This is a genomic window from Pseudomonas sp. GW821-FHT05D12 (assembly GCF_059419825.1).
Genome location: NZ_JBWKSN010000006.1, coordinates 1 through 19,985 on the forward strand (window position 1 = coordinate 1; position 19,985 = coordinate 19,985).

16 protein-coding genes and 4 tRNA genes are annotated in these 19,985 nt (G+C 55.3%); all 20 read left to right on the forward strand.

Annotation, left to right across the window (positions count from 1 at the left end):
* Positions 1-211: 211 nt before the first annotated feature.
* The 20 genes from birA (at position 212) to rpsJ (ending at position 19,938) form a co-directional block, all read left to right on the forward strand.
* Positions 212-1,171, forward strand: coding sequence for a bifunctional biotin--[acetyl-CoA-carboxylase] ligase/biotin operon repressor BirA (gene birA, locus AC07SI_RS12470; RefSeq protein ID WP_120450163.1), 960 nt, complete (start codon positions 212-214; stop codon positions 1,169-1,171).
* Positions 1,161-1,910, forward strand: coding sequence for a pantothenate kinase (locus AC07SI_RS12475; protein ID WP_495005806.1), 750 nt, complete (start codon positions 1,161-1,163; stop codon positions 1,908-1,910). The genes birA and AC07SI_RS12475 overlap by 11 nt, the downstream gene beginning before the upstream one ends.
* A 7-nt stretch (positions 1,911-1,917) precedes the next feature.
* Positions 1,918-2,364, forward strand: a complete 447-nt coding sequence (locus AC07SI_RS12480) for a hypothetical protein (protein ID WP_106802492.1) — start codon at positions 1,918-1,920, stop codon at positions 2,362-2,364.
* 142 nt (positions 2,365-2,506) lie between these two features.
* Positions 2,507-2,591: transfer RNA gene (locus tag AC07SI_RS12485), tRNA-Tyr, on the forward strand.
* A gap of 24 nt (positions 2,592-2,615) precedes the next feature.
* Positions 2,616-2,689 (forward strand) — tRNA-Gly (locus AC07SI_RS12490).
* Positions 2,690-2,715: 26 nt separating this feature from the next.
* Positions 2,716-2,791, forward strand: a tRNA-Thr gene (locus tag AC07SI_RS12495).
* A 161-nt stretch (positions 2,792-2,952) separates the two neighbouring features.
* Positions 2,953-3,028: transfer RNA gene (locus AC07SI_RS12500), tRNA-Trp, on the forward strand.
* Between the two features lie 45 nt (positions 3,029-3,073).
* A complete protein-coding gene (secE, locus tag AC07SI_RS12505) occupies positions 3,074-3,442 on the forward strand; it encodes a preprotein translocase subunit SecE (protein WP_003194658.1) in 369 nt (122 codons plus the stop codon).
* A gap of 9 nt (positions 3,443-3,451) precedes the next feature.
* Positions 3,452-3,985, forward strand: a complete 534-nt coding sequence (gene nusG, locus AC07SI_RS12510; protein WP_003176436.1) for a transcription termination/antitermination protein NusG — start codon at positions 3,452-3,454, stop codon at positions 3,983-3,985.
* 117 nt (positions 3,986-4,102) lie between these two features.
* Positions 4,103-4,534, forward strand: coding sequence for a 50S ribosomal protein L11 (gene rplK / locus AC07SI_RS12515; RefSeq protein ID WP_003176435.1), 432 nt, complete (start codon positions 4,103-4,105; stop codon positions 4,532-4,534).
* A complete protein-coding gene (gene rplA, locus AC07SI_RS12520) occupies positions 4,534-5,229 on the forward strand; it encodes a 50S ribosomal protein L1 (protein ID WP_003176434.1) in 696 nt (231 codons plus the stop codon). The genes rplK and rplA overlap by 1 nt, the downstream gene beginning before the upstream one ends.
* 199 nt (positions 5,230-5,428) lie before the next feature.
* Positions 5,429-5,929 carry a 50S ribosomal protein L10 gene (rplJ, locus tag AC07SI_RS12525; protein WP_016969477.1) on the forward strand — a complete coding sequence of 167 codons (501 nt, stop codon included), beginning with the start codon at positions 5,429-5,431 and terminating at the stop codon, positions 5,927-5,929.
* 78 nt (positions 5,930-6,007) lie between these two features.
* Positions 6,008-6,373, forward strand: a complete 366-nt coding sequence (rplL, locus tag AC07SI_RS12530; protein ID WP_016969476.1) for a 50S ribosomal protein L7/L12 — start codon at positions 6,008-6,010, stop codon at positions 6,371-6,373.
* 219 nt (positions 6,374-6,592) lie between these two features.
* Positions 6,593-10,666, forward strand: coding sequence for a DNA-directed RNA polymerase subunit beta (rpoB, locus tag AC07SI_RS12535; RefSeq protein WP_025857208.1), 4,074 nt, complete (start codon positions 6,593-6,595; stop codon positions 10,664-10,666).
* A 64-nt stretch (positions 10,667-10,730) separates the two neighbouring features.
* On the forward strand, positions 10,731-14,930 hold the full coding sequence (gene rpoC, locus AC07SI_RS12540; protein ID WP_065909923.1) for a DNA-directed RNA polymerase subunit beta': 4,200 nt from the start codon (positions 10,731-10,733) through the stop codon (positions 14,928-14,930).
* A 217-nt stretch (positions 14,931-15,147) separates the two neighbouring features.
* Positions 15,148-15,519 carry a 30S ribosomal protein S12 gene (rpsL, locus tag AC07SI_RS12545; RefSeq protein ID WP_002555494.1) on the forward strand — a complete coding sequence of 124 codons (372 nt, stop codon included), beginning with the start codon at positions 15,148-15,150 and terminating at the stop codon, positions 15,517-15,519.
* A 118-nt stretch (positions 15,520-15,637) separates the two neighbouring features.
* Entirely contained in the window at positions 15,638-16,108 is a 471-nt protein-coding gene (rpsG, locus tag AC07SI_RS12550; RefSeq protein ID WP_002555493.1) for a 30S ribosomal protein S7, read from the forward strand.
* Positions 16,109-16,138: 30 nt separating this feature from the next.
* Positions 16,139-18,244, forward strand: coding sequence for an elongation factor G (gene fusA, locus AC07SI_RS12555; protein WP_065909927.1), 2,106 nt, complete (start codon positions 16,139-16,141; stop codon positions 18,242-18,244).
* Between the two features lie 30 nt (positions 18,245-18,274).
* Entirely contained in the window at positions 18,275-19,468 is a 1,194-nt protein-coding gene (gene tuf, locus AC07SI_RS12560) for an elongation factor Tu (RefSeq protein ID WP_025857206.1), read from the forward strand.
* Between the two features lie 158 nt (positions 19,469-19,626).
* Positions 19,627-19,938: a 30S ribosomal protein S10 gene (gene rpsJ / locus AC07SI_RS12565; protein ID WP_003186070.1), complete on the forward strand. Its 312-nt coding sequence runs from the start codon at positions 19,627-19,629 to the stop codon at positions 19,936-19,938.
* The last annotated feature ends 47 nt before the right edge of the window (positions 19,939-19,985 follow it).

The following is a 19,985-nucleotide window of genomic DNA, read 5'->3' on the forward strand; positions in this document are numbered from 1 at the left end:
ATGGTAGTGTGGGGTTTCCCCATGTGAGAGTAGGTCATCGTCAAGATTAAATTCCAGAACCCCTGTTTGCTAACGCAAACAGGGGTTTTGTTTTGGGCGATCGAAAATGCGCCGGGAGGTGGCTGAGACCTTTAGCGCTTATGTCCGGCCTTTCTATGCAATGACCCTGCGCATGGCTATCATGCGTGCCTCATTGTGAGGCGATACTTGCATGCTGACGTTGTTAAAACTTCTGAAAGACGGCCGATTTCACTCCGGAGAAGCACTTGGCGCCGCCCTGGGCGTCAGTCGAAGTGCAGTCTGGAAACAACTCCAGCACCTTGAGGCAGAGCTGAACCTGCCGATCCATAAGGTTCGTGGCAAAGGGTATCAATTGGCTTCGCCGCTGGTGTTCTTGAGTGCTGAGGAGATCGCGCTGTTTGCGCCCTCGTTGGCGTGGCCTGTTCATATTTCCGACTCCATTGACTCTACCAATGCCGAAGCACTGCGTCTTGTCGAGACAGGCTCTGCGGCGCCGTTCCTGGTGCTGGCGGAGCAGCAAACAGCAGGAAGAGGCAGGCGTGGCCGAAAGTGGGTCAGCCCCTTCGCGCAAAATGTGTATTACAGCCTTGTACTGCGTATAGAGGGTGGTCTTCGACAGCTTGAAGGTTTGAGTCTTGTTGTTGGCCTGGCTGTCATGCAGGCCCTGCGTGAGTCGGGTATGCGCGGGGCTGCCTTGAAGTGGCCAAACGATGTGTTGGTTGGGCAGAAAAAAATTGCCGGGATATTGCTGGAATTGGTAGGGGACCCTGCTGATATCTGTCACGTTGTCCTTGGAATTGGGATCAATGTGAATATGCAGAAGGCTGACGAGGTTGATCAGCAATGGACCTCGGTGCAGCTCGAGACGGGGGCTCCTGTCAATCGTAATGTCCTGGTGGCACAGCTCGGTTTGCAGTTGCAAAGCTATCTTGATCGTCATAGAGCCGCTGGCTTCGCAGCACTTCAGGCGGAATGGGAGCAAAGTCATGCGTGGCAGGGCAAGGCGGTATCGCTCATTGCAGGTGTCAACCAAGTGGACGGCGTGGTGCTCGGCGTCGACGGGCAAGGTGCTTTGCGTTTAAGCGTCGATGGGGTCGAGAAAATATACAGTGGTGGTGAGTTAAGCCTGAGGTTGCGTGATGATTCTTGAGCTCGACTGTGGGAATAGCTTTATCAAATGGCGTGTGCTCGGCTCAGGTGGGGTAGGCGCTTGCGCAGAGGGCGTTGCAGGTTCGGATATCGCGTTGATAGAAAGCCTGGTGGCGCTGCCTGGCTTGTCGCTGACGCGCTGCCGGTTGGTGAGCGTTCGTGCCCAGGAAGAAACAAGCAGGCTTGCCGAGGCGCTGGTGGAGGCTTTTGGCGTTGCTGTTTCCTGTGCGGCCTCTGCGCGTGAAATGGCAGGCGTACGTAACGGCTACGAGGATTTCGAGCGTCTTGGGCTTGATCGGTGGCTGGCAATGTTGGGTGGATTCAAATTGGCTTCAGGTGCCTGCCTCGTGCTTGATTTTGGTACGGCGGCGACTGCAGATTTTATTGCTGCAGATGGCGAGCACCTCGGCGGCTTTATTTGTCCGGGTATGCCGCTCATGCGAAACCAGCTGCGTACGCACACGCGCAAGATCCGTTACGACGATGCCGCCGCCGAAAGGGCTCTGGAACGCCTTTCTCCTGGTCGTACGACCGTAGAGGCAGTCGAGCGCGGCTGCACGCTGATGCTCAGGGGGTTTGTGTTGACTCAGCTTGAGCAGGCCCGTAGCTACTGGGGTGATGACTTCACTGTGTTCCTGACCGGTGGAGATGCCGATCTGGTCCGAGATGCCGTGCCCCAGGCCCGACTCGTTCCTGACTTGGTTTTTGTCGGGTTGGCGATGGCATGTCCTTTATCTTGAGGTGATTATGCGTTGGCTGTTTTTGCTTTTACTCGTCCTCAACGCCTTCTACTACATTTGGCACCAGCAAGAAGCGCCTCTGCGCGCCAAGGATGTCACGCCCTTGAGTCTCTATCGGGGTTCTCAGCAGGATATTCGACTGCTGAGTGAATCGTCGGATGCCGTGGTCCGCAGGGATCGGGCAAAAGCGTCCGATGCGCAAAGCACCTGCTTGTACATCGGCGGCTTTGCGGATCAGCACGAAGCGCAATCTCTCGAACAGCGTCTCATTAGCCTGGATATAAAGGTCAAGCTTCAGTTGCTGAGTACGCCCGACGTCTCGGGTTACTGGCTTCGCGTAGCCCCGGAAAGCCGACGCCTGGCGGATGATCTGCCCTTTGAAAACCTTGCTAAGGAATTCAATGAGTTAAAACATAAAATAATGCTGTGCGAAGGCATTGCAACTCTCGAATAGTTTGCATAGAATGGCGCCCGCTTCGCAGTGAAGACCTTTAAGGCCTTCAGTGAGAAGCGAGGTCAACGCAGCTAACCTCATATTTTTAAATGAGAAAATGCTTGACAGAAGGCCGGCGTGATGTAGAATGCCGGCTCGCTTAGGAGGGGTTCCCGAGCGGCCAAAGGGATCAGACTGTAAATCTGACGTCTACGACTTCGAAGGTTCGAATCCTTCCCCCTCCACCATTTTTAGCGTGAGCTGCAAGCTCCGCGGGTATAGTTTAGTGGTAGAACCTCAGCCTTCCAAGCTGATGATGCGGGTTCGATTCCCGCTACCCGCTCCAAGTTTGCAGGTTGTGCACGGTGTTTTGCTCTTGTAGCTCAGTTGGTAGAGCACACCCTTGGTAAGGGTGAGGTCAGCGGTTCAAATCCGCTCAAGAGCTCCATATAACAAGGCAGATATGAAAATATCTGCCTTTGTTTTAACAGCTGCCTCGGCTTGATTGTGTTGTGCTTGGCTTTGTTGCTGGGTGTTTTCAAGTCTCTAGGGGTTGGTTGTTGTAAAGTCTTTTTCAGGCCTGCATAATGGTCGGCCTGATTTTGTTTTAGGTCAGTAGCTCAATTGGCAGAGCGACGGTCTCCAAAACCGTAGGTTGGGGGTTCGATTCCCTCCTGACCTGCCAGATTCACGTGGTGTGTCTGGCTTTCTTTTCACAGGATCTTCATAGATGACTCCTAAGGCTGAAGCTCAAAGCTCTCGTTTCGATCTCGTCAAGTGGCTCGCCGTAGTCGCATTGGTGGTCGTAGGCGTTGTTGGCAATCAGTACTACTCTGCTTCGCCGATCCTGTACCGCGTCCTCGCTTTGCTCGCCCTTGCCGCTGTAGCTGCCTTTGTAGGCCTGCAGACTGCTAAAGGCAAGTCGTTCGCGGTCCTGGTAAAGGAAGCTCGCACCGAAATCCGTAAAGTCGTTTGGCCGACTCGCCAAGAAACCACGCAGACCACGTTGATCGTTGTGGCTGTTGTTCTGGTTATGGCGTTGCTGTTGTGGGGGCTTGATTCCCTGCTCGGCTGGCTTGTTTCCTTGATTGTTGGCTAAGGGTGTCCCGTGGCTAAGCGTTGGTACGTTGTGCATGCTTACTCGGGTTACGAGAAGCATGTTATGCGCTCTTTGCTAGAGCGCGTAAAGCTCGCAGGCATGGAAGATGGCTTCGGCGAAATTCTGGTTCCCACTGAAGAAGTGGTTGAAATGCGGAATGGCCAGAAGCGTAAAAGCGAACGCAAGTTCTTCCCTGGCTACGTGCTGGTTCAGATGGACATGAATGAAGGTACTTGGCACTTGGTCAAGGACACTCCTCGTGTCATGGGTTTTATCGGCGGTACTGCTGATAAGCCTGCTCCGATCACCGACAAAGAGGCAGAAGCAATTCTGCGTCGTGTTGCTGATGGTAGCGACAAGCCCAAGCCGAAGACTTTGTTCGAGCCGGGTGAGGTTGTTCGTGTCACAGATGGTCCGTTTGCTGATTTCAACGGCACCGTCGAAGAAGTTAACTACGAAAAGAGCCGGATCCAAGTGGCAGTGCTCATTTTCGGTCGCTCTACTCCGGTAGAGTTGGAGTTCAGCCAGGTCGAGAAGGTCTAGCTGGGCAAGCATCCCAACCCCGCAGCCTTAGGCTGTGGGGTTTTGTCGTCACTGGGATAAACGCGCAACTAACCGGGGAGCCTTTCGAGGCGTTAGAACCCGTAATTGGAGTGCCTCATGGCCAAGAAGATTACCGCTTACATCAAGCTGCAAGTGAAGGCCGCTCAGGCCAACCCTAGCCCACCCGTCGGTCCAGCTCTGGGTCAGCACGGCGTGAACATCATGGAATTCTGCAAGGCCTTCAACGCCCGTACTCAGGGTCTTGAGCCAGGTCTGCCGACTCCAGTGATCATCACTGTATACAGCGACCGTAGCTTCACTTTCGAAACCAAGTCGACCCCGGCTTCGGTTCTGCTGAAGAAAGCTGCTGGTCTGACTAGCGGTTCCGCTCGTCCTAACACCGTTAAGGTTGGCACCGTGACTCGTGCTCAGCTGGAAGAAATCGCGAAAACCAAAAACGCGGATCTGACTGCAGCTGATATGGATGCAGCCGTGCGTACCATCGCCGGTTCTGCTCGTAGCATGGGCCTTAACGTGGAGGGTGTGTAATGGCTAAGCTGACCAAGCGCCAAAAGGCTATCGCCGGCAAAATCGAAGCAGGCAAGTCCTACAACTTTGTAGACGCTGCTGCCCTGCTGACCGAGCTGTCGACTGTCAAGTTCAGCGAGTCCGTTGACGTTGCTGTAAACCTGGGTGTTGACCCACGTAAATCCGACCAGGTCGTTCGTAGCGCAACTGTGCTGCCACACGGTACCGGTAAGACTGTACGTGTAGCTGTCTTCACCCAAGGCCCGGCAGCTGAAGCTGCTCTGGCCGCCGGCGCTGACCGCGTTGGCATGGACGACCTGGCTGCCGAAATGAAAGGCGGCGACCTGAACTACGACGTGGTTATTGCTTCCCCGGATGCAATGCGCGTTGTAGGTCAGTTGGGTCAGATCCTCGGTCCACGTGGTCTGATGCCTAACCCGAAAGTCGGCACCGTGACTCCAGACGTAGCTACCGCGGTTAAAAACGCCAAGGCTGGTCAGGTTCGTTATCGCACCGACAAAAACGGCATCATTCACACCTCCGTTGGCAAAGTCGGCTTCGACGCCGTCAAGCTGAAGGAAAACGTTGAAGCCCTGATCGCTGATCTGAAGCGTATCAAGCCAGCTTCCTCGAAAGGTATCTACGTCAAGCGCGTTACCCTGAGCACCACTATGGGCCCAGGTCTGGTCATCGACCAAGGCTCGCTGGACGTATAAGACACAGATTGGCGCGAGAGATTGCGCCAATTGAAAAAATTGGGGTCCCTGCCTGGCGGGGGCTATCCAAGACCGTAGGCGGCGCAAGTCTTAAACCACAAGCCTACGCAGATGGTGCTCCCGGTTCCTTACCGAATCAGACACCAAAACGACATCCGGCTTCGGCCAGATGAAACGGTAACAAGCAGGAGTTAAACCCGTGGCAATTAATCTCGAAGACAAGAAGGCCATCGTCGCTGAAGTCAACGAGGCTGCCAAAGCTGCTCTGTCCGCTGTCGTGGCTGATGCCCGTGGTGTGACAGTAGGCGCTATGACCGGACTCCGTAAAGAGGCTCGTGAAGCTGGCGTATACGTACGTGTTGTACGTAACACCCTGCTCAAGCGCGCTGTTGCTGACACTGAATACAGTGTTCTCAACGACGTGTTCACCGGCCCGACTCTGATCGCGTTCTCCAAAGAACATCCAGGCGCTGCTGCCCGTTTGTTCAAAGAATTCGCCAAGAGTCAGGATAAGTTCGAGATCAAGGCAGCTGCGTTCGAGGGCAAGTTCCTCGCAGCTAACCAAATCGACGTACTGGCAACACTGCCGACCCGCGACGAAGCCATTTCGCAGCTGATGAGCGTGATTCAAGGCGCTACCAGCAAGCTGGCTCGTACTCTGGCTGCAGTTCGCGAGCAAAAAGAAGCTGCCGCAGCCTAAGGCTGAGCGACTTCTCTCGCGTATTTTTGTTTATTTCGATGGCCGCGTAGGCCGTCCCCCAATTCAGGAAATACAGCAATGTCTATCTCCCAAGACGATATCCTCAACGCCGTAGCTGAAATGTCGGTTCTGCAGGTTGTTGAGCTGATCAAAGCTTTCGAAGAAAAATTCGGCGTTTCCGCTGCCGCTGCTTCCGCTGGCCCAGCTGCTGCTGCTGCCGTTGTTGAAGAGCAAACCGAATTCAACGTCATGCTGACCGAAGCTGGCGAGAAGAAAGTAAACGTGATCAAGGCAGTACGTGAACTGACCGGTCTGGGCCTGAAAGAAGCCAAGGCTGTAGTTGACGGCGCTCCTGCCCTGGTTCTGGAAGCTGTTGCCAAAGACGCAGCTGACAAAGCCAAAGCAGTACTGGAAGAAGCAGGCGCTAAAGTCGAGCTGAAGTAAGCATCGACCTTGCGTCTCCAGCCCAAGCGTTAAGCTGAAGGCTGATGGCTGGTGGCTCTTGCCACCGGCCTTTTTCCGTTCTTGGCTGTCGACTCGGTCGCCGCCATTAACGCGCTGTAGCCACCCGATGCGGTGGTGCAAACCATGGGGTTTGCAAGATTTTCTGGCTGCTCCCGTCGGAGGGGCCAAACAAGCAGGTGACCAAGCTGGGGAACGCTGATGGCTTACTCATATACTGAGAAAAAACGTATCCGCAAGGACTTTAGCAAGTTGCCGGACGTCATGGATGTCCCGTACCTTCTGGCTATCCAGCTGGATTCGTATCGTGAATTCTTGCAGGCGGGAGCGACCAAAGATCAGTTCCGCGACGTGGGCCTGCATGCGGCCTTCAAATCCGTTTTCCCGATCATCAGCTACTCCGGCAATGCTGCGCTGGAGTACGTCGGTTATCGCTTGGGCGAACCGGCATTTGATGTCAAAGAATGCGTGTTGCGCGGTGTTACGTACGCCGTACCTTTGCGGGTAAAAGTCCGCCTGATCATTTTCGACAAAGAATCGTCGAACAAAGCGATCAAGGACATCAAAGAGCAAGAAGTCTACATGGGCGAAATCCCATTGATGACTGAGAACGGTACCTTCGTTATCAACGGTACCGAGCGTGTTATCGTTTCCCAGCTGCACCGTTCCCCGGGCGTGTTCTTTGACCACGACCGCGGCAAGACGCACAGCTCCGGCAAGCTCCTGTACTCCGCGCGGATCATTCCGTACCGTGGTTCTTGGTTGGACTTCGAGTTCGACCCTAAAGACTGCGTGTTCGTGCGTATCGACCGTCGTCGCAAGCTGCCGGCCTCGGTACTGCTGCGCGCGCTCGGCTATACCACTGAGCAAGTGCTGGACGCCTTCTACACCACCAACGTATTCAGCCTGAAGGATGAAACCCTCAAGCTGGAGCTGATCGCTTCGCGTCTGCGTGGTGAAATTGCCGTCCTGGACATCCAGGATGAAAAAGGCAAGGTCATTGTTGAAGCTGGCCGTCGTATCACTGCGCGCCACATCAACCAGATCGAAAAAGCCGGTATCAAAGAGCTGGAAGTGCCTCTGGACTACGTCCTGGGTCGCACTACCGCCAAGGTCATCGTTCACCCGGCTACAGGCGAAATCCTGGCTGAGTGCAACACCGAGCTGAACACCGAGATCCTGGCCAAAATCGCCAAGGCTCAGGTCGTTCGCATCGAGACCCTGTACACCAACGACATCGACTGCGGTCCGTTCATCTCCGACACTCTGAAGATCGACTCCACCAGCAACCAATTGGAAGCGCTGGTCGAGATCTATCGCATGATGCGTCCTGGCGAGCCACCGACCAAAGACGCTGCCGAGACCCTGTTCAACAACCTGTTCTTCAGCCCTGAGCGCTATGACCTGTCTGCGGTCGGCCGGATGAAGTTCAACCGTCGTATCGGTCGTACCGAGATCGAAGGTTCGGGCGTGTTGTGCAAGGAAGACATCGTCGCGGTACTGAAGACTCTGGTCGACATCCGTAACGGTAAAGGCATCGTCGATGACATCGACCACCTGGGTAACCGTCGTGTTCGCTGCGTAGGCGAAATGGCCGAGAACCAGTTCCGCGTTGGCCTGGTGCGTGTTGAGCGTGCGGTCAAAGAGCGTCTGTCGATGGCTGAAAGCGAAGGCCTGATGCCACAAGACCTGATCAACGCCAAGCCAGTGGCTGCGGCGGTGAAAGAGTTCTTCGGCTCCAGCCAGCTCTCGCAGTTCATGGACCAGAACAACCCGCTCTCCGAGATCACCCACAAGCGCCGTGTTTCGGCACTGGGCCCAGGCGGTCTGACCCGTGAGCGTGCAGGCTTTGAAGTTCGTGACGTACACCCGACGCACTACGGTCGTGTTTGCCCGATCGAAACGCCGGAAGGTCCGAACATCGGTCTGATCAACTCCCTGGCTGCGTATGCGCGCACCAACCAGTACGGCTTCCTCGAGAGCCCGTACCGCGTGGTGAAAGACGCTCTGGTCACCGACGAGATCGTGTTCCTGTCCGCCATCGAAGAAGCTGATCACGTGATCGCCCAGGCCTCGGCCACGATGAATGACAAGAAAGTCCTGGTCGACGAGCTGGTAGCGGTTCGTCACTTGAACGAGTTCACCGTCAAGGCGCCGGAAGACGTCACCTTGATGGACGTTTCGCCGAAGCAGGTAGTTTCGGTTGCAGCGTCGCTGATCCCGTTCCTCGAGCACGACGACGCCAACCGTGCGTTGATGGGTTCCAACATGCAGCGTCAAGCTGTACCGACCCTGCGCGCTGACAAGCCGCTGGTAGGTACCGGCATGGAGCGTAACGTAGCCCGTGACTCCGGCGTTTGCGTCGTGGCTCGTCGTGGCGGCGTGATCGACTCCGTTGATGCCAGCCGTATCGTGGTCCGTGTTGCCGATGACGAAGTTGAAACTGGCGAAGCCGGTGTCGACATCTACAACCTGACCAAATACACCCGCTCGAACCAGAACACCTGCATCAACCAGCGTCCGCTGGTGAGCAAGGGTGATCGCGTTCAGCGTAGCGACATCATGGCCGACGGCCCGTCCACCGACATGGGTGAACTGGCACTGGGCCAGAACATGCGCATCGCGTTCATGGCATGGAACGGCTTCAACTTCGAAGACTCCATCTGCCTGTCCGAGCGTGTTGTTCAAGAAGACCGTTTCACCACGATCCACATTCAGGAACTGACCTGTGTGGCACGTGACACCAAGCTTGGGCCAGAGGAAATCACTGCAGACATCCCGAACGTGGGTGAAGCTGCACTGAACAAGCTGGACGAAGCCGGTATCGTTTATGTAGGTGCTGAAGTTGGCGCAGGCGACATCCTGGTAGGTAAGGTCACTCCGAAAGGCGAGACCCAACTGACTCCGGAAGAAAAACTGCTGCGTGCGATCTTCGGTGAAAAAGCCAGCGACGTTAAAGACACTTCCCTGCGCGTACCTACCGGTACCAAGGGTACTGTCATCGACGTACAGGTCTTCACCCGTGACGGCGTTGAGCGTGATGCTCGTGCACTGTCCATCGAGAAGACCCAGCTCGACGAGATCCGCAAGGATCTGAACGAAGAGTTCCGTATCGTTGAAGGCGCGACCTTCGAACGTCTGCGTTCCGCCCTGGTAGGCCACAAGGCTGAAGGCGGCGCAGGTCTGAAGAAAGGTCAGGACATCACCGACGAAGTTCTCGACGGTCTTGAGCACGGCCAGTGGTTCAAACTGCGCATGGCTGAAGATGCTCTGAACGAGCAGCTCGAGAAGGCCCAGGCCTATATCGTTGATCGTCGCCGTCTGCTGGACGACAAGTTCGAAGACAAGAAGCGCAAACTGCAGCAGGGCGATGACCTGGCTCCAGGCGTGCTGAAAATCGTCAAGGTTTACCTGGCAATCCGTCGTCGCATCCAACCGGGCGACAAGATGGCCGGTCGTCACGGTAACAAAGGTGTGGTCTCCGTGATCATGCCGGTTGAAGACATGCCGCACGATGCCAATGGCACACCGGTCGACGTCGTCCTCAACCCGTTGGGCGTACCTTCGCGTATGAACGTTGGTCAGATCCTTGAAACCCACCTGGGCCTCGCGGCCAAAGGTCTGGGCGAGAAGATCAACCGTATGATCGAAGAGCAGCGCAAGGTCGCAGACCTGCGTAAGTTCCTGCACGAGATCTACAACGAGATCGGCGGTCGCAACGAAGAGCTGGATACCTTCTCCGACCAGGAAATCCTGGATCTGGCGAAGAACCTGCGCGGCGGCGTTCCAATGGCTACCCCGGTGTTCGACGGTGCCAAGGAAAGCGAAATCAAGGCCATGCTGAAACTGGCAGACCTGCCAGAAAGCGGCCAGATGCAGCTGTTCGACGGCCGTACCGGCAACAAGTTCGAGCGCCCGGTTACTGTTGGCTACATGTACATGCTGAAGCTGAACCACTTGGTAGACGACAAGATGCACGCTCGTTCTACCGGTTCGTACAGCCTCGTTACTCAGCAGCCGCTGGGTGGTAAGGCTCAGTTCGGTGGTCAGCGTTTCGGGGAGATGGAGGTCTGGGCACTGGAAGCATACGGTGCTGCTTACACTCTGCAAGAAATGCTCACAGTGAAGTCGGACGATGTGAACGGTCGGACCAAGATGTACAAAAACATCGTGGACGGCGATCACCGTATGGAGCCGGGCATGCCCGAGTCCTTCAACGTGTTGATCAAAGAAATTCGTTCCCTCGGCATCGATATCGATCTGGAAACCGAATAACACGTGACGCGAATCGAGAGCGGGGCCGTTTAGCCCGCTCTCTGCTCCGCCAGGAGGAAAGGCCTTGAAAGACCTACTGAATTTGCTGAAAAACCAGGGTCAAGTCGAAGAGTTCGACGCCATCCGTATTGGATTGGCATCGCCTGAGATGATCCGTTCGTGGTCGTTCGGTGAAGTTAAAAAGCCGGAAACCATCAACTACCGTACGTTCAAACCTGAGCGTGACGGCCTGTTCTGCGCCAAGATCTTTGGCCCGGTAAAGGATTACGAGTGCCTGTGCGGTAAGTACAAGCGCTTGAAGCATCGTGGCGTGATCTGCGAGAAGTGCGGCGTTGAAGTTGCACTGGCCAAGGTTCGTCGTGAGCGCATGGCGCACATCGAGCTGGCTTCGCCGGTTGCCCACATCTGGTTCCTGAAATCGCTGCCGTCCCGTATCGGCTTGCTGATGGACATGACCCTGCGTGATATCGAACGCGTTCTTTACTTCGAGAGCTATGTCGTTATCGATCCAGGCATGACCACCCTTGAAAAAGGTCAGCTGCTGAACGACGAGCAGTACTTCGAAGCGCTGGAAGAATTCGGTGACGATTTCGATGCCCGCATGGGTGCCGAAGCTGTCCGCGAACTGCTGCACGCTATCGACCTGGAGCACGAGATTGGCCGTCTGCGTGAAGAGATTCCGCAAACCAACTCCGAAACCAAGATCAAGAAGCTGTCCAAGCGTCTGAAGTTGATGGAAGCCTTCCAGGGTTCCGGCAACCTGCCAGAGTGGATGGTGCTGACCGTTCTGCCGGTTCTGCCGCCAGATCTGCGTCCGCTGGTACCGTTGGATGGTGGTCGTTTCGCGACTTCCGACCTCAACGACCTGTACCGTCGCGTGATCAACCGTAACAACCGCTTGAAGCGCCTGCTTGACCTGTCCGCTCCGGACATCATCGTGCGCAACGAAAAGCGTATGTTGCAAGAAGCTGTCGATGCCTTGCTCGACAACGGTCGTCGTGGCCGCGCTATCACCGGTTCGAACAAGCGTCCTCTGAAATCCTTGGCCGACATGATCAAGGGTAAGCAAGGTCGTTTCCGTCAGAACTTGCTCGGTAAGCGTGTTGACTACTCCGGTCGTTCGGTAATTACCGTAGGCCCGACCCTGCGTCTGCACCAGTGCGGTCTGCCGAAGAAGATGGCTCTCGAGCTGTTCAAGCCGTTCATTTTCGGCAAGCTGGAAATGCGCGGTCTCGCGACCACCATCAAAGCTGCCAAGAAAATGGTCGAGCGCGAACTGCCAGAGGTTTGGGACGTTCTCGCTGAAGTGATCCGTGAACACCCGGTTCTCCTCAACCGTGCACCGACCCTTCACCGTCTGGGTATCCAGGCGTTTGAACCGGTACTGATCGAAGGTAAGGCTATTCAGCTGCACCCGCTGGTCTGTGCTGCGTACAACGCCGACTTCGACGGCGACCAAATGGCCGTGCACGTACCGCTGACACTGGAAGCCCAGTTGGAAGCGCGCGCGTTGATGATGTCGACCAACAACATTCTGTCGCCAGCCAACGGTGAGCCAATCATCGTTCCGTCGCAGGACGTTGTACTGGGTCTGTACTACATGACCCGTGAAGCGATCAACGCCAAGGGCGAAGGTCGTGTGTTCGCTGACCTGCAGGAAGTTGACCGTGTGTTCCGTGCCGGCGAAGCCGCACTGCACGCCAAGGTCAAGGTGCGGATCAACGAAACCGTCAACGACCGTGACGGCGGCAGCGTGACCAACACCCGTATCGTCGACACCACTGTCGGCCGTGCGCTGTTGTATCAAGTTGTGCCAAAAGGTCTGTCGTACGATGTCGTCAACCTGCCGATGAAGAAAAAGGCGATCTCCAAACTGATCAACCAGTGCTACCGCGTGGTTGGTTTGAAAGAGACCGTGATCTTCGCTGACCAGTTGATGTACACCGGTTTTGCTTATTCGACCATTTCCGGCGTTTCCATCGGCGTTAACGACTTCGTTATCCCGGATGAAAAAGCCCGCATCATCGGTGCAGCCACCGACGAAGTGAAAGAGATCGAAAGCCAGTACGCCTCCGGCCTGGTAACCCAGGGCGAGAAGTACAACAAGGTGATCGACCTTTGGTCCAAGGCGAACGACGAAGTATCCAAGGCGATGATGGCCAACCTCTCGAAAGAGAAAGTCATCGACCGCCACGGCGTCGAAGTTGACCAGGAATCCTTCAACTCGATGTACATGATGGCCGACTCGGGCGCACGGGGTTCTGCTGCGCAGATCCGTCAGCTCGCCGGTATGCGTGGCCTGATGGCCAAGCCGGACGGTTCCATCATCGAAACGCCGATTACTGCGAACTTCCGTGAAGGTTTGAGCGTACTTCAGTACTTCATCTCCACTCACGGTGCTCGTAAAGGTCTGGCGGATACCGCGTTGAAAACCGCTAACTCCGGTTACCTGACGCGTCGTCTGGTAGACGTTGCACAAGATCTGGTTGTAACCGAGATCGATTGCGGCACCGAGCACGGCCTGCTGATGACTCCGCACATTGAAGGCGGTGACGTTGTAGAGCCGCTGGGTGAGCGCGTATTGGGTCGTGTTATTGCCCGTGACGTATTCAAGCCAGGTACCGAGGAAGTTATCGTTCCTGCCGGCACTCTGGTCGACGAGAAGTGGGTCGAGTTCATCGAACTCAACAGCATCGACGAAGTGATTGTTCGCTCGCCGATCAGCTGCGAAACCCGCTATGGCATTTGCGCCAAGTGCTACGGCCGTGACTTGGCTCGTGGTCACCAGGTGAACATCGGTGAAGCGGTCGGCGTTATCGCTGCCCAGTCCATCGGTGAGCCGGGTACCCAGCTGACCATGCGTACGTTCCACATCGGTGGTGCGGCAAGCCGGACCTCCGCAGCTGACAGCGTTCAGGTGAAGAATGGCGGTACCGTCCGTCTGCACAACCTGAAGCACGTTGAGCGAGTGGATGGCCACCTGGTTGCTGTGTCCCGTTCCGGTGAGCTGGCAATCGCTGATGACTACGGTCGTGAGCGTGAGCGCTACAAGCTGCCGTACGGTGCTGTGATCTCGGTTAAAGAAGGTGACAAGGTCGACGCTGGCGCAATCGTGGCCAAGTGGGATCCGCACACTCACCCAATCGTTACCGAAATGAAAGGTACCGTGACCTACGTGGGCATGGAAGAAGGCATCACGATCAAGCGTCAGACTGACGAATTGACCGGTATGACCAACATTGAAGTACTCGACGCGAAAGATCGTCCAGCTGCCGGTAAAGACATCCGTCCTGCCGTGAAGATGGTCGATGACAACGGCAAGGACTTGTTGCTGCCAGGCACTGACGTAATCGCTCAGTACTTCCTGCCAGCCAACGCCCTGGTCGGTGTAGCGGATGGTGCGAAGATCGCGATCGGTGATGTTATCGCGCGTATCCCGCAAGAAACTTCGAAGACCCGTGACATCACCGGTGGTCTGCCGCGTGTTGCCGACTTGTTCGAAGCTCGTCGTCCGAAAGAAGCGTCGATTCTGGCTGAAGTCAGCGGTACCATCGCGTTCGGTAAAGAGACCAAGGGCAAGCGCCGTCTGGTCATTACCCCGAACGACGGTAGCGATCCGTATGAAGAGCTGATTCCGAAGTGGCGTCACCTGAACGTGTTCGAAGGCGAACAGGTAAACCGCGGCGAAGTTATCTCCGACGGTCCAAGCGATCCACACGACATCCTGCGTCTGCTGGGTGTGAGTGCGCTGGCCAAGTACATCGTTAATGAGATCCAGGACGTTTACCGCCTGCAAGGCGTGAAGATCAACGATAAGCACATCGAGACCATCCTGCGTCAGATGCTGCGTAAAGTTGAAATCGCTGAGTCTGGCGATTCCAGTTTCATCAAGGGCGACCAGATGGAATTGACTCACGTGCTGGTGGAAAACGAGCGCCTGACGAACGAAGAGAAATTCGTTTCCAAGTTCACTCGCGTGCTGCTGGGTATCACCAAGGCGTCGTTGTCGACTGAGTCGTTCATCTCGGCGGCCTCCTTCCAGGAGACCACTCGCGTACTGACCGAAGCAGCGGTAACCGGCAAGCGCGATTACCTGCGCGGTCTGAAAGAAAACGTGGTCGTGGGTCGTCTGATCCCGGCAGGTACCGGTTTGGCTTACCACAGCGAGCGCAAGCGCCGCCGTGATGCTGACAAGCCGCTGCGCGTAAGCGCCAGTGAAGTGGAAGCTGCACTGACCGAAGCGCTGAACTCTAGCGGTAACTGAGTTCTGCGATAAATAAGTCTGGGCCCTGGCAGCCCCCATTCGTCGGATCGAGGCAATTTTGTCGCGGTTCGATGAGAGGGGAGGTCGGGGCCTTGCCTTGACTGGGGGCAAGATCCTCTTTAGACTCTTGTACCCCTAAATTTGGCGGGAATTCGTTCCTGCCATTTTGCTTTTCTTGCAAGACAATAGCGTCGCAAGACAACAGTGGAGCTAGTAGATGGCAACTATCAACCAGCTGGTACGTCAGCCGCGTAAGCGTATCGTCGAGAAATCCGACGTACCTGCGCTGCAGAACTGCCCGCAACGTCGTGGCGTATGCACTCGCGTGTATACCACTACGCCGAAAAAACCTAACTCGGCACTGCGTAAAGTATGCCGTGTGCGTCTGACCAACGGTTTCGAGGTTTCCTCGTACATCGGTGGTGAAGGCCACAACCTGCAAGAGCACAGCGTGGTACTGATCCGCGGCGGTCGTGTAAAAGACTTGCCAGGTGTTCGTTACCACACCGTACGCGGCTCCTTGGATACTTCCGGCGTTAAAGGTCGTAACCAGGGTCGTTCGAAGTACGGTACCAAGAAGCCTAAGTAGTAGCGGCTTTTTGTAAAACTGAATCATCTTATTTTCTGAGTCGATAAGAGTAAGGTCGGAGGCGTCCCGAAAGGGCACCGATTCCGAGCGAACCTGAAGACCGTTTGAGGGCTTATCCATGCCAAGAAGACGCGTAGCAGCCAAGCGCGAAGTGCTTGACGATCCAAAATACGGAAGCCAAATTCTGGCCAAGTTCATGAACCACGTGATGGAAAGCGGCAAGAAAGCCGTTGCCGAGCGTATCGTTTATGGCGCGCTGGAAAAGGTTAAAGAACGCAAGAACAGCGACCCCCTGGAAATCTTCGAGAAAGCTCTCGACGCCATCGCTCCGCTGGTCGAAGTGAAGTCGCGCCGTGTAGGCGGTGCTACTTACCAGGTTCCGGTTGAAGTTCGTCCGTCCCGTCGTAACGCTCTGGCAATGCGCTGGTTGGTAGACTTCGCCCGTAAGCGCGGCGAGAAGTCTATGGCTCTGCGTTTGGCTGGCGAACTGTTGGACGCTGCTGAAGGTAAAGGTGCTGCTGTTAAGAAGCGTGAAGACGTGCACCGTATGGCTGAAGCTAACAAAGCTTTCTCGCACTACCGCTTCTAATCTTAGCTTCACTAATTTTGCGAGGGCTTTATGGCTCGTACTACTCCGATTAGCCGCTACCGTAACATCGGTATCGTTGCTCACGTGGATGCTGGTAAAACCACCACCACCGAGCGCGTACTGTTTTACACCGGCAAAAGTCACAAAATGGGCGAGGTGCATGATGGCGCCGCGACCACAGACTGGATGGTTCAGGAGCAGGAGCGTGGTATTACCATTACTTCTGCTGCTATTACCGCCTTCTGGAAAGGTTCCGAGAAGCAGTACAAGGATGAGCATCGCTTCAACGTAATCGATACCCCGGGCCACGTAGACTTCACCATTGAAGTTGAACGTTCCCTGCGCGTACTCGACGGCGCTGTCGTTGTGTTCTGTGGTACTTCGGGTGTTGAGCCCCAGTCGGAAACCGTATGGCGTCAAGCCAACAAATACGGCGTTCCACGTCTTGTTTACGTAAACAAGATGGACCGTGCTGGTGCCAACTTCCTGCGCGTGATCGGTCAGATCAAGCAGCGTCTGGGTCACACCCCGGTGCCAATCCAATTGGCCATCGGTTCCGAAGACAACTTCCAGGGTCAGATCGATCTGATCAACATGGAAGCTGTTTACTGGAATGACGCTGACAAAGGTATGGTCCCTGTTCGCAAGCCTATCCCTGCAGAACTGCAGGAGCTGGCTGACGAGTGGCGCAATAACATGGTTGAGGCTGCTGCCGAAGCCAGCGAAGAGCTGATGAACAAGTACCTCGAAGGTGAAGAGCTCACCAACGCGGAAATCAAGGCCGCTCTGCGTCAGCGTACTATCGCTGGTGAGATCGTCTTGGCTGTTTGCGGTTCTTCCTTCAAGAACAAGGGTGTTCCCCTGGTTCTCGACGCCGTTATCGACTACCTGCCTGCCCCAACTGACATTCCTGCTATCAAGGGTACCAACCCTGATAACGAGGAAGAAGAGATGGAGCGTCACGCCGATGACAGCGAGCCGTTCTCGGCTCTGGCGTTCAAGATCGCTACTGACCCATTCGTGGGTACTTTGACCTTCGTCCGCGTTTACTCGGGCGTGTTGGCCTCCGGCGACGGCGTGATCAACTCGGTTAAAGGCAAGAAAGAGCGCGTGGGTCGTATGGTGCAAATGCACGCAAACGCCCGTGAAGAGATCAAGGAAGTACGCGCTGGTGACATCGCGGCCCTGATCGGCATGAAGGACGTCACCACTGGTGAGACTTTGTGCGACGCTGCTAAGCCAATCATCCTGGTTCGCATGGACTTCCCGGAGCCGGTTATTTCGGTTGCCGTTGAGCCTAAGACCAAGGATGACCAGGAAAAAATGGGTATCGCTCTGGGCAAACTTGCTCAGGAAGATCCATCTTTCCGCGTCAAGACTGATGAAGAGACTGGTCAAACGATCATCTCCGGCATGGGCGAGTTGCACCTGGACATCCTGGTTGACCGGATGCGCCGTGAGTTCAACGTCGAAGCCAACATCGGTAAGCCTCAGGTTTCCTATCGTGAGCGCATCACGAAGAACTGTGAAATCGAAGGCAAGTTCGTTCGTCAGTCCGGCGGTCGTGGTCAGTTCGGTCACTGCTGGATCCGTTTTGCTCCTGCTGACGAAGGTCAGGAAGGTCTGCAATTCGTGAACGAAGTAGTTGGTGGTGTTGTTCCTAAGGAATACATCCCGGCTATCCAGAAGGGTATCGAAGAGCAGATGAAGAACGGTGTTGTTGCCGGCTATCCGCTGATCGGCCTGAAAGCAACCGTTTTTGACGGTTCTTACCACGACGTCGACTCCAACGAGATGGCGTTTAAGGTGGCTGCTTCCATGGCAACCAAGCAACTGGCCCAGAAGGGCGGTGGTGAGTTGCTTGAGCCAATCATGGCGGTAGAAGTTGTTACACCTGAAGACTATATGGGTGATGTCATGGGCGACCTTAACCGTCGTCGCGGCATGATCTTGGGTATGGAAGACACGGTTTCCGGCAAAGTGATTCGCGCCGAGGTTCCGTTGGGTGAGATGTTCGGTTACGCGACCGACGTTCGCTCCATGTCCCAGGGTCGCGCAAGCTACTCTATGGAATTCAAAAAATACAACACAGCTCCGGCGCACATCGCTGAAACTGTATCCAAAAAACAAGGCTGATTCAGTCCTTTAGGCAAGGAGTTAATTGTCGTGGCTAAAGAAAAATTTGATCGTTCCCTACCGCACGTAAACGTTGGCACCATCGGCCACGTTGACCACGGTAAAACCACTCTGACCGCTGCTCTGACTCGCGTCTGCTCCGAAGTTTTCGGTTCGGCTCGTGTTGACTTCGACAAGATCGACAGCGCACCAGAAGAAAAAGCTCGTGGTATCACCATCAACACCGCGCACGTTGAGTACAACTCGACTATTCGTCACTACGCTCACGTTGACTGCCCAGGTCACGCTGACTACGTGAAGAACATGATCACTGGTGCTGCCCAGATGGACGGCGCGATCCTGGTTTGCTCGGCCGCTGATGGTCCGATGCCACAAACCCGTGAGCACATCCTGCTGTCCCGTCAGGTAGGCGTTCCGTACATCGTGGTTTTCCTGAACAAGGCTGACCTGGTAGACGACGCTGAGCTGCTGGAACTGGTTGAGATGGAAGTGCGCGATCTGCTGAGCACTTACGACTTCCCAGGCGACGACACTCCGATCATCATCGGTTCTGCTCGTATGGCTCTGGAAGGTAACGACGAAAACGAAATGGGCACCACTGCCGTTCGTAAACTGGTTGAAACTCTGGATACCTACATCCCAGAACCAGTTCGTCTGACCGACAAGCCGTTCCTGATGCCAATCGAAGACGTATTCTCGATCTCCGGTCGCGGTACTGTTGTGACTGGTCGTATCGAGCGCGGTATCGTTCGCGTTCAAGATCCACTGGAAATCGTTGGTCTGCGTGACACCACCGTCACCACCTGCACCGGTGTTGAAATGTTCCGCAAACTGCTCGACGAAGGTCGTGCTGGCGAGAACTGCGGCGTTCTGCTGCGTGGTACCAAGCGTGACGACGTTGAGCGTGGCCAGGTTCTGGTTAAGCCGGGTTCGGTTAAGCCGCACACCAAGTTCACCGCAGAAGTTTACGTTCTGAGCAAGGAAGAAGGCGGCCGTCATACTCCGTTCTTCAAAGGCTACCGTCCACAGTTCTACTTCCGTACTACTGACGTGACTGGTAACTGCGAACTGCCAGAAGGCGTTGAAATGGTAATGCCAGGCGATAACATTCAAATGACTGTTACCCTGATCAAAACCATCGCAATGGAAGACGGTCTGCGCTTCGCAATCCGCGAAGGCGGCCGTACCGTTGGTGCTGGCGTTGTAGCTAAAATCATCGAGTAATTATCTCTTCTGAGATAGCTCGATTTTTTGAGAAGGCCCCCGCTTAGCGGGGGCCTTTTTTATTGGGTTGACACCTATCTGGGGCGTCTATAGAATTGCGCCTCCTTTTAACGGGCGTATTGCGCTCGCTGGGAATAGCAGCCGGAGTCTGAAATCCAATGCAAAATCAGCAAATCCGTATCAGGTTGAAGGCTTTTGACCATCGCCTGATCGACCAATCCACCCAGGAAATCGTGGAAACCGCGAAACGTACTGGTGCTCAAGTGCGTGGTCCAATTCCACTGCCTACCCGTAAAGAGCGGTTCACCGTTCTGGTCTCCCCGCACGTCAACAAAGACGCGCGTGACCAGTACGAGATCCGTACTCATAAGCGCGTACTGGACATCGTCCAGCCAACGGATAAAACCGTTGATGCACTTATGAAGCTCGATCTGGCGGCCGGTGTGGAAGTACAGATCAGCCTCGGCTAAGACTTGGGTCTTAGTCGTGTAACGCTCTGAAATGGGCGGCCATAGCG

Coding starts and splice junctions, on each gene's coding strand:
- birA (WP_120450163.1), top strand. CDS start 212: ATGCTGACGTTGTTAAAACTTCTGAAAGACGGCCGATTTCACTCCGGA.
- AC07SI_RS12475 (WP_495005806.1), top strand. CDS start 1,161: ATGATTCTTGAGCTCGACTGTGGGAATAGCTTTATCAAATGGCGTGTG.
- AC07SI_RS12480 (WP_106802492.1), top strand. CDS start 1,918: ATGCGTTGGCTGTTTTTGCTTTTACTCGTCCTCAACGCCTTCTACTAC.
- secE (WP_003194658.1), top strand. CDS start 3,074: ATGACTCCTAAGGCTGAAGCTCAAAGCTCTCGTTTCGATCTCGTCAAG.
- rplK (WP_003176435.1), top strand. CDS start 4,103: ATGGCCAAGAAGATTACCGCTTACATCAAGCTGCAAGTGAAGGCCGCT.
- rplA (WP_003176434.1), top strand. CDS start 4,534: ATGGCTAAGCTGACCAAGCGCCAAAAGGCTATCGCCGGCAAAATCGAA.
- rplL (WP_016969476.1), top strand. CDS start 6,008: ATGTCTATCTCCCAAGACGATATCCTCAACGCCGTAGCTGAAATGTCG.
- rpoB (WP_025857208.1), top strand. CDS start 6,593: ATGGCTTACTCATATACTGAGAAAAAACGTATCCGCAAGGACTTTAGC.
- rpsL (WP_002555494.1), top strand. CDS start 15,148: ATGGCAACTATCAACCAGCTGGTACGTCAGCCGCGTAAGCGTATCGTC.
- rpsG (WP_002555493.1), top strand. CDS start 15,638: ATGCCAAGAAGACGCGTAGCAGCCAAGCGCGAAGTGCTTGACGATCCA.
- fusA (WP_065909927.1), top strand. CDS start 16,139: ATGGCTCGTACTACTCCGATTAGCCGCTACCGTAACATCGGTATCGTT.
- rpsJ (WP_003186070.1), top strand. CDS start 19,627: ATGCAAAATCAGCAAATCCGTATCAGGTTGAAGGCTTTTGACCATCGC.